General features: G+C 73.9%; 6 protein-coding genes and 1 tRNA gene. 4 read left to right on the top strand and 3 right to left on the bottom strand.

Annotation, left to right across the window (positions count from 1 at the left end; all coding sequences use genetic code 11):
• Positions 1-154: 154 nt before the first annotated feature.
• A tRNA-Arg gene (locus tag ACFQ6N_RS21720) sits at positions 155-227 on the bottom strand.
• Positions 228-414: 187 nt separating this feature from the next.
• Here ACFQ6N_RS21720 and ACFQ6N_RS21715 point away from each other — a divergent pair.
• Positions 415-1,950 (top strand): glycosyltransferase family 39 protein, encoded by a 1,536-nt coding sequence (locus ACFQ6N_RS21715; protein ID WP_380651306.1) that lies wholly within the window; start codon positions 415-417, stop codon positions 1,948-1,950.
• 148 nt (positions 1,951-2,098) lie between these two features.
• Here ACFQ6N_RS21715 and ACFQ6N_RS21710 read toward each other — a convergent pair whose 3' ends face one another.
• Positions 2,099-4,117: a D-alanyl-D-alanine carboxypeptidase gene (locus ACFQ6N_RS21710; RefSeq protein WP_380651303.1), complete on the bottom strand. Its 2,019-nt coding sequence runs from the start codon at positions 4,115-4,117 to the stop codon at positions 2,099-2,101.
• A 757-nt stretch (positions 4,118-4,874) separates the two neighbouring features.
• Here ACFQ6N_RS21710 and ACFQ6N_RS21705 point away from each other — a divergent pair.
• The 3 genes from ACFQ6N_RS21705 (at position 4,875) to ACFQ6N_RS21695 (ending at position 7,340) form a co-directional block, all read left to right on the top strand.
• Entirely contained in the window at positions 4,875-5,615 is a 741-nt protein-coding gene (locus tag ACFQ6N_RS21705; protein ID WP_380651300.1) for a GPP34 family phosphoprotein, read from the top strand.
• Positions 5,616-6,264: 649 nt separating this feature from the next.
• Positions 6,265-7,128, top strand: coding sequence for a helix-turn-helix domain-containing protein (locus ACFQ6N_RS21700; RefSeq protein ID WP_380651297.1), 864 nt, complete (start codon positions 6,265-6,267; stop codon positions 7,126-7,128).
• Positions 7,125-7,340: a DUF397 domain-containing protein gene (locus ACFQ6N_RS21695; RefSeq protein WP_380651294.1), complete on the top strand. Its 216-nt coding sequence runs from the start codon at positions 7,125-7,127 to the stop codon at positions 7,338-7,340. The genes ACFQ6N_RS21700 and ACFQ6N_RS21695 overlap by 4 nt, the downstream gene beginning before the upstream one ends.
• Before the next feature lie 138 nt (positions 7,341-7,478).
• Here ACFQ6N_RS21695 and ACFQ6N_RS21690 read toward each other — a convergent pair whose 3' ends face one another.
• A complete protein-coding gene (locus ACFQ6N_RS21690; protein WP_380651292.1) occupies positions 7,479-8,594 on the bottom strand; it encodes an ADP-ribosylglycohydrolase family protein in 1,116 nt (371 codons plus the stop codon).
• Positions 8,595-8,922 lie beyond the last annotated feature (328 nt).

The raw sequence follows: 8,922 nt of genomic DNA, 5'->3' as shown, positions 1-8,922 counted from the left end.
GCCCCCCCCCCCCCCGCCCGCCCCCCGCCCCGGGTCCGGGCGGGCCTCAACCCCGCCCCCGCCGGCCCGGCCCCCCCGGGCCCGCCCGACCGCGGAAACGCCGCAGGCCCCCGGCCCGGAGTGGGCGGGGGGCCTGCGACCTGCGTGTTCTCTGTGCCCCAGGCAGGATTCGAACCTGCGACACCGGCTTTAGGAGAGCCGTGCTCTATCCCCTGAGCTACTGAGGCGCGGCCCGACTGGTGAGGCCGTCCCACAGCGTACCGGATCGGGGGTGGGGAGCGGTGTGGTGGACGGGGTGGTGGCGGGGCCGCGGGTGGGGTGCGGGTGCCGACGGGGTGTCAGGGCGGGTCAAGTAGCCTGCCCGGAAGTGTTCGATCCCCACTGGCACGCCGCGCGAAGGAGACGAAGGACCCGATGAGACCTGCTGTGCGCCCGGTCGTCCGACTGTCGGGGCAGGTGTGGTTGTGGCCCGCGGTGGTGATGCTCGCGGTGGGCGGGTACCGGCTGGGGACGCCGGACCTGTGGCGGGACGAGATCGCGACCTCGACGGTGGCCACCCGCTCGCTGGGCGACCTGCTGCGGCTGCTCCAGCACATAGACGCGAGCAACGGCGCCTACTACCTGCTGATGCACGCCTGGACGGCGGTGTTCGGGGACTCGACGGTCTCGCTGCGAATACCCTCCGTGCTGGCGATGGCGGGGGCGGCGGCGTTCGTGGCGCTGACCGCCCGGCGGCTGTTCGGCAGCCGGGTGGCGGCGGTCGGCGCGGGGCTGCTGTTCGCGGTGCCCCCGGAGGTTTCCCGGTACGCCCAGGAGGCCCGCTCGTACGCGCTGGTGACCTGCGCGATCGCGGCGGCCTCCTTCTTCCTGCTGCGGGCGCTGGAGCTTCCGACCTGGCGGCGCTGGGCGCCGTACTGCGCGGCAATGGCACTGGCGGGCGCGGGGCACCTGATCTCGTTCAGCACGGTGGCCGGGCAGGCCGCCCTGGTGGCGCTGCACCTGTGGCGCACCCGGGGGGCGGCGGACCGCCGGCTGCTGTGGCGGTACCCGCTGGCGGTCGCGGTGGCGGCGCTGCCGGTGCTGCCGGTGGTGCTGCTGGGCAGCAGGCAGTCGGACCGGCAACTGGGCTGGATCGTCACGCCGTCCCTGCGCGGCCTGGCCTTCTTCGGTGAGCGCCTGGTCGGCTCGGACCTGGTGTTCTGCTCCTTCCTGCTGCTGGCGGTCCCGGTGCTGGTGCTGTCCGGGCGTCGGTGGCAGGCCTGGCAGGTGCTGCTGCTCGCGGAGCTGCCGGTGGTGAGCGTCTGGCTGGTGTCGCGCCTGGGCGGCACCTCCTACTTCATCGACCGGTACCTGCTGTTCACGGTGCCCGCCTGGGCGGTGCTGGCCGGCGGCGGGGTCGGGGCGGTGTACGGCGCGGTGGCGGCCAGGGCCCGGCGCGGCCGGGCGCCGCGGGGGGCGGTCGCGGCGGCCGGGCTGCTGGCGGTGGGGCTGCTGGCCGTGCCGGCCGTGGCGGCGCTGCCCAAGCAGCCCGCGGTGCGGTACGTCGGCTCGCACAACGGCTCGGAGGAGCCGTTCAAGGCGGCTGCCCGGACGATCGCCGCCGGCTACCGCTCCGGGGACGGGATGGCGGCCCCGCTGGGCGACCAGTCCTGGGCGATGGTCTGGCCGGGCGTCGGCTACTACCTGCCGTCGGACGTCCACCCCGTCCCGGTGTTCGTCGCGCGGAGCGCCGACGACGCGGAGGACCTGTCGCCGACGCCCTGTGCGCGGCCGGAGGCCTGTGTGGGTGCGGTGTCGCGGATCTGGCTGCTGGTCCTCGGGGACACCGAGGACCCGCTGGGCGCGATGCCGACGGACCAGGCGGAGGTGCTGCGCACGCAGTACGGCGCGCCGGACCAGGTCACGCCGCTGGGCGGGTTGACGCTCGCGCTGCTCGACCGCGACACGTAACCGCCGCCGGGCGGGGACGGGGCGGGGCTGGAAGACGTCGAAGGGGAGCCGGTACGGACCGGCTCCCCTTCGTCGTTCAGTGGTGCGGTGGTTCAGCGGTGCGGTGGTTCAGCGGCCCCGGGGGCCCGGGGCCCCGGGGCCCGGCGGCTCACAGCGTGCGCAGCAGCCGGGACTGGACGGACGCCGGGTTGAGGTCGGTCTGGAGGGCCACCGGCACCTCCGCCTTGTCCTCGCCCGCGCCGACCCGCAGCACGCCGACCTCCTTGCCGGCCTTCTCGGTGTGGCCGATCTTCGCCGTGTCGAGGGTGACCGTGCCGGAGACGCCGGGGAATCCGGCCACCACCAGGTCCTTGGTCGCGACGACCTGGACGGTGCTGCCGAGTCCGTCGTCCACCGTGCCGACGACGTCGCCCTTCTTCACCACGGTCTGGCCGGTCACACCGTTCTGCGCGGCCTGGATCTGCTTGCCGCTCACCTTCAGCACGGTCGGCAGGATGCCGTCGCCCTCCGCCGGCGAGGTGGCCTGCTGGCCCAGGGTGACACCGAGGATCAGCCGCTTCACGCCGCCGATCTCCTTGTACGCGGCCCACATCAGGCAGCCGCCGGCCGGCGTGCTGGAGCCGGTCTTGACGCCGATCACCCCGGTCTTGGGGTTGATCAGGTTGTTGGTGTTGGAGATCTTCGCGTTGTTGAAGTTGGTCTCCGGGGTGGAGACGATCTGCCGGAAGATGTCGTCCTGCATGACCTGCTCGGCCAGCTTCAGCTGGTCCTTGGCGGTGGACTTGGTGTCCGCGATGAAGCCCGCCGGGTCGGCGTAGACGGTGTTGGTCATGCCGAGCTTGACCGAGGTGTCGTTCATCAGCTTGACGAACGCCTCCTCGGAGCCGGAGTGGAAGCGGGCGAGCAGCCGGGCCACGTTGTTGGCCGAGGGCAGCATCAGCAGTTCCAGCGCCTGGTACTCGGTGAGCACCTGGCCCTCGGTGAGCGTCACCCGGGACTCGTCCTTGTTGCCGGACTCCTGCGCGGCCTGCTTGTCGACCGTGATCTTCGGGCCGCTCTCCCCCTTCTTCAGCGGGAACTTCTGCAGGATCAGGTAGGCGTTCATCACCTTGGTGACGCTGGCGATCGAGGCCGGCGTCTCCTGGCCCGAGCTGCCGAGGCTGCCGACGCCGACGACCTCGGCGGCGGACTGGCCCTTGGCCGGCCAGGCGAGGTCCAGCTGGTCGCCGGAGAAGGTGTAGCTGCCCGCGGCGGTCATCTTCAGCTTGGCGTCCGGCAGCGGGCGCAGCAGCTGGGCCACCACGGCCGCGCCGAGCACCACGGCGAGGAACACCGTCCAGATGGTCACCCGCTTGAGGGCGCGGCGCAGCGGTGAGACCGGGCGGGCGTTGAGGGCCGCCAGGACCTCCATCGCCTCCGCGGTGTTCTCCGGCGAGGGCAGCGGCTCGGGCTTCGGCAGCGGCGGCACCGGGGGGACGGGCCGCGGGTCGGGCTCGGGCAGCGGCTCCGGGGCCGGGCCGGGACCGGGGGCCGGCGCGGGGGTCGGCTTCGGCAGCGGCGCCGGGCCGGGGATCGGCTCGGGCTCGGGGAGGGGCTCGCGCTCCGGGGGCTTGGGCACCGTGCCGGCGGCGGAGGCCGCGGGGGCCGCGGGGGCCCGCAGCGGCTTGGGCTTCTCCAGCTTCTCGGCCTGCCCCGACTTCTGACCGGGCTGCCCGGTCTCGGTCAGCGTGTCGGGGGCGTCGGCATCGGCATCGGCAGTGGCGTCGGCGGCAGAGCCCTCGGCGGGCTCGTCGCTCCTACCGCTTCCGGCGTTCTCGGCCTTCTCAGCGTCCTCGGCCTTCTCGGGCTTGTCGGCCTTCGTCGGCGCGGGCAGCTCGGCCGGCTTCGCCGCACCCTTCTCGACGGCCTTCGCCGCGCCCTTGTCGGCACCCTTCTCGGCGGCCTTCTCCACCGCCGCCGGGACCGTCCGCATGGCGAGACGGGGGTCGGCGGCAGCCGGACGTTCGGCGGACTCCTTCACCGCACCGGACGCCGACCCGGCCTCCCGGTCCTCCCCCTCGACCTCGGAACTCCCGTCGCCGGCCGCCTTCGCCAGTTCGTCGGGCAGCCGCAGCGCGGTGGTCTTGTTGTCCACCGGCAGCCGCAGCATCGTCGTCTTGCTGTCCACATCCCGGACGCGCAGCTGTACGGTCGAGCCGCCCTTGGCCCCGGCCGCCGGAGCGTCGGCGGACGCCTTCGCGGCCCCTTCCGGGGCCGTCTCCGAAGCCGTTTCGGGAGCCGTTTCCGAAGCCGTCTCCGCGGGCGTCCGGCCGGAGTCCTCCGCGGTGTCGTCCGAGGAGCCGGAGTCGCCGGAGGCACTGTCCGAGGGGGTCCCGGCAACCGGCGCGACGGCCCGCTCCCCGGCCTCCGGGGCTGACGCCCCGGCAGCGGTCGCCCCGGCCCGCCCCACCGCCCCGGTGGAGCCCGCAGACCCCACGGGCCCCACGGACCCCACGGACTGCGCAGGCTCCACGGACTCCGCAGACTTCGCGGCCCCCGCGGCACCGACCGCCGTACCGGTCCGTTCGTGCTCGCGGTCCCGCTCCCGCTCGCCGTCCCTCAGCACCCTGTCGGGGGACTCGCCCACGTATCCCAGCCTCCTCAACGCCCGGCGGGGCACCGGCGAACCCGATTTCGGGAAGCCGACGCCCCGCCCCGTGTACCTGTACAGTCTCCGCCACCGGCGGCCGTTCCCGCCGCGCACACCCCGCCCGACCGGCGCTTATTGCCGTCGCACGGCTGCACTTCGGTCTGTTCACCGGTCAGACGCCGGGCCCACGGCCCCTGGTTCCGTGCCTTCACCGCAAGGTCACGATTCGGAGGCGTACTCGACAAGCCCGTGTGAGAGGCGTCACCCTGTCTCTCATCCACGCGGGGAGGCTTGGATGGGCAAGAGCCGCAGAACTGTTCCCGAGGAACTCTTGCTGCTCGCTTTGGACCCGACCACGGGTACCACGGCGCAGCCGCAGACCCTCGACCTCGGACTCGCCGGGGCCCAGCTCGTCGAGCTGTCCCTGGCCGGACGGATCGTACCGGAGGGTGACCGGATCGCTGTCGTGCTCGCACGACCGACCGGTGACCCGACCCTTGACCACGCACTGGAACTGCTGCGCCGACGCGGCAGCCCGGTTCGCGCGGCGCACTGGATCGGCGGGCCCCGGCTGGGGCTGCGGCAGACGTATCTGGCGCACCTGGAGCGCTGCGGCATGGTGACCGCCGTGCCGGGCCAGGTGTGCGGGGTGCTGCCGACGATCCGGTACCAGGCGTCCGACGACTGCACCAACGCCGCGATCAAGCAGCGGCTGGACACCGCGATCCGCACCGGCGTGCCGCCGGACCCGCGGACCGCCGCGCTCGCGGCCCTGGCCCACTCGGTGGGCCTGGGCAAGCACCTGTACCCGGGCAACGAGGGCCGGTCCTCGCGGTCGCGGCTGCGCGATCTGATCCGGTACGACCCGCTCGGCGGGATGGTCGCGCACGCCGTGATGGACGTGCAGAACGGCCTGCCGGTGCAGCAGAACCGTTCTGCCCAGGCTTCCGGGCCCGCCACCGGCCGCTCCGGCAGCCGTACGCCGGGCCGGGGTTCGGGCGGGCGGGTGCCGGCCTCCAGGGTCGGCGTCCGCTGACCGGGGAGGCACCGGCGCGCCCGGTGGACGGCCCGGCCCACGGCCCGCCGTCCGACGTGTCCGACGAGGCGTCGGGCGACACGCCCGACCGCGTGCCCACCGGCGCGTGCCGCCTCACCCGCGCCTCCCGGAGGCGCTGAGCGACCCGGCACGCAACCACTGGCACCGGTGGCACCGGCACCACGAGCACGACCGGCACCACCCGCACGATCGGCAGCACCCGCAGTACCGAGGGGCGGTCGCCCCGCGACGCAAGTCGCCCGGCGACCGCCCCTCTTGCCGTCCCCGGAGCTCGCACCCGTCCGCCCTCGCACGTGCCAGGGGCATGTGCGGCCGGCACGGGGACGCCTGCCCCGGTCCGCCGTTCCGAACCGCCCGAACCGCCCGAGCCATCCGAACCGTCCGAGTCGTCCACAGCATCCGAGACATCCACATCGTCATCGTCCGAGCCGCATTACCACCCGGGGGCTTCCGCCGTCTCACAGACGCGCTATTCCGATGATCTGTTCTACCGCGCTGCTGTGAATCCCTGACGCCGACCTGGCCCAAGGTGACATGCTGCTCCAAGTCAGGGGGGTTGGTCCCAATGTCCGAAGTGTTCCGAGGACTGCCGCTCCAACGATCACCAGAGGTACGGCCGGAGGTCGAAGTGTCCGCCAACGTCAATCCCACCGTCCGCCGCCGACGCCTCGGCTCCGAGCTGCGCAAGCTCCGCGAGGGCCTCGGCATGACGGCGGAGGAGGTAGCCGGCCGGCTGATGGTCTCCCAGTCGAAGATCAGCCGACTGGAGAACGGCCGCCGCAGCATCAGCCAGCGGGACGTGCGCGACCTCTGCGACGTGTACAAGGTCCCCGACGACCAGATGCGCGCCAGCCTCATGGAGATGGCCAAGGAGTCGCGCCAGCGCGGCTGGTGGCACGACTTCAACGACATGCCGACCCCGTACAGCGTCTACATCGGGCTGGAGGCCGAGGCCTCCTCGATCCGCGCGTACGAGTCCTCCTTCGTGCCGGGCCTGCTGCAGACCGAGCAGTACGCCCAGGCCGTGGTCGAGGGCACCCAGCCGGACACCGACGCGAACGCCGTGCTGCGCCGGGTGCAGGTCCGCATGAAGCGCCAGGAGCGCGTCCACGGCGAGAACCAGCTGGGCAGCCTGTGGACCGTCATAGACGAGGCGGTGCTGCGCCGCGAGGTCGGCAGCAAGGAGGTGATGGCGCGGCAGCTGCGGCAGATGCTGGAGCTGAGCCTGCGCCCGAACATCACCATCCAGGTGATCCCGTTCTCGCATGGCGCGCACCCCGGCATGACCGGGACATTCTCCCTGCTGGAGTTCCCGGAGTCAGCCGATTCCACGGTTGTCTACTTCGAAGGTGTGACGAGCGATCTCTACTTGGAGAAGGAGGCTGATGTGCGCCGCTATACCGGTCTGTACGACTACCTGAGAGCGGCCGCACTCGGTGTCGCGGAGAGCCGGTCGCTGATAGCCGACATCGAAAAGGAATTCCACGAATGATCACCCCGTCCGAGCACGGAACCCGATGGCGCAAGAGCACTCACAGCGGCGGCCAAGGCGCCTGCGTGGAGATCGCCGTCCCCGACGCGGGGGAGGTGGCGGTCCGGGACTCCAAGGACCCCCGGGGCCCCCAGCTCCGCTTCTCCACCGAGGCCTGGAACGCGTTCGCCGCCGCGGCGGCGGCAGGGGGCTTCGGCGGCCTCCGGGGCTGACCGCCCGACCGGTTCCGTACTCGGGCCAGTTGCCCGTAGCGCTGTCCGTCGCCCTCGGCGGCGGTCGGCGCTACGGGCAACTGCCGTGTCGGGGCGCCGTCCCGGCTCATCACCGGCCCACCGGCCCGCCACCGGGTCTCAGTCCACCACCGGGTAGCGGACGGACCACTGGGCGCCCTCGGCGGTCCGCCGGTCGTGCAGTTCGGTGCCGTGCATCAGCTCCAGCACGAAGTCGTCGGCGAGTTCGAGGATCGCGGCCCGCCCCTCGACCCCGGCCACCAGGCCCGGCGGCAGCGCGGTGTCCCCGTGCAGCGCCCCCAGCAGGTTGCCGCAGATCGCGCCGGTGGAGTCGCTGTCCCCGGAGTGGTTGACGGCGAGCAGCAGGCCCGAGCGGACGTCGTGGGCGACCAGTGCGCAGTAGACCGCGATCGCCAGCGCCTCCTCGGCGACCCAGCCCTCCCCCAGTGCCTCCACCCGCTCCGCGGAGGGCTCTCCGGCCCGGACGGCGTCCAGCGCGGCCCGCAGCGCGGCGGTGGTCTCCTCGTGCCCCTGGCGCTCGGAGAGCAGAGCGAGCGCCAGGTGGACGCCCTCCTCCAGGGTGCCGCCGCGGGCGACGGACTGGACGATCACCGCGAGGGCACCCGCCGCGAGGTAGCCGGTGGGGTGGCCGTGGGTGAGCACCGAGCACTCCACCGCGAGTTGGAACACCAGGCCCGGCTCCCAGGTGGTGAGCAGCCCGAACGGCGCCGACCGCGCCACCGTGCCGCAGGCCTTGGAGTGCGGGTTCTTGGGCCGGTCCAGGGTGCCGAGCCGTTCGGCGTCGGGCCCGGTGAGGCCGGACAGGCAGCCCTGGCCGGGGGCGCGCTGGGCGTACAGCCACTCCTCGCGGCCGAGCCAGCCGAGGTCGGGGCGGCGCTCGTCCGGGCCCCAGTCGCGCTGGGTGGCGGCCCACCGCAGGTACGCCAGGTGCAGGTCGGTGGGCGGGTGCCAGCTGCCGGTGTCGCGCCGGATGTGGGCGCGGATGAGTCCGTCGACGGTGAACAGGCTGAGCTGGGTGTCGTCGGTGACGGCGCCGGTGCGCCCGTACGCGGTGACGTAGCCGGTGACGCCCTGCGGTCCGTGCTGGGCCCGGATCTTCTCCAGCGCCTCGAACTCGACGCCGGCGCCGAGCGCGTCGCCGATGGCCCCGCCGAGCAGGCAGCCCCGCACCCGGCTGCGGTAGTCCTGCTGCTGGGCGCGTGACCACAGTGGCATCACGACGGGGTGCCTTTCGTCGGGGTGGGGGGCCGCACGACGCTCGGCCGGTCGCGCGCCCTCGCACTGTACTTCGACGGCCCGTACGGATCGACGGCATCCCTCGAACCCGCGTACCCCGGCCACGCCCCCGGACCGGCCCCGGCCACGCCCCCGGACCGGCCCCGGCCACGCCCCCGGACCGGCCCTCGGCCGCCTCCCGGCCGCCCCTGGGCCGGCCCGCAGCCGCCCCGCCTCCCCCGGGGCCCGGCCCCCCCCCCCCGGGGGGGGGGCGGGCCCCCCCGGGGGGGGGGCCGCGCCGCCCCCCCCCGGGCGCGGGCCGGGCCGG

Source organism: Kitasatospora sp. NPDC056446 (assembly GCF_042796115.1).
GTDB lineage: Bacteria > Actinomycetota > Actinomycetes > Streptomycetales > Streptomycetaceae > Kitasatospora.
Note: the sequence above shows the minus strand (reverse complement) of the source record. Positions and strands in the feature narration are given on the sequence as shown.

What these genes read in the sequence shown, in the direction of transcription:
- ACFQ6N_RS21715 (WP_380651306.1), top strand. Translation starts at nt 415, where the DNA reads ATGAGACCTGCTGTGCGCCCGGTCGTCCGACTGTCGGGGCAGGTGTGG.
- ACFQ6N_RS21705 (WP_380651300.1), top strand. Translation starts at nt 4,875, where the DNA reads ATGGGCAAGAGCCGCAGAACTGTTCCCGAGGAACTCTTGCTGCTCGCT.
- ACFQ6N_RS21695 (WP_380651294.1), top strand. Translation starts at nt 7,125, where the DNA reads ATGATCACCCCGTCCGAGCACGGAACCCGATGGCGCAAGAGCACTCAC.
- ACFQ6N_RS21690 (WP_380651292.1), bottom strand. Translation starts at nt 8,594, where the DNA reads ATGCCACTGTGGTCACGCGCCCAGCAGCAGGACTACCGCAGCCGGGTG.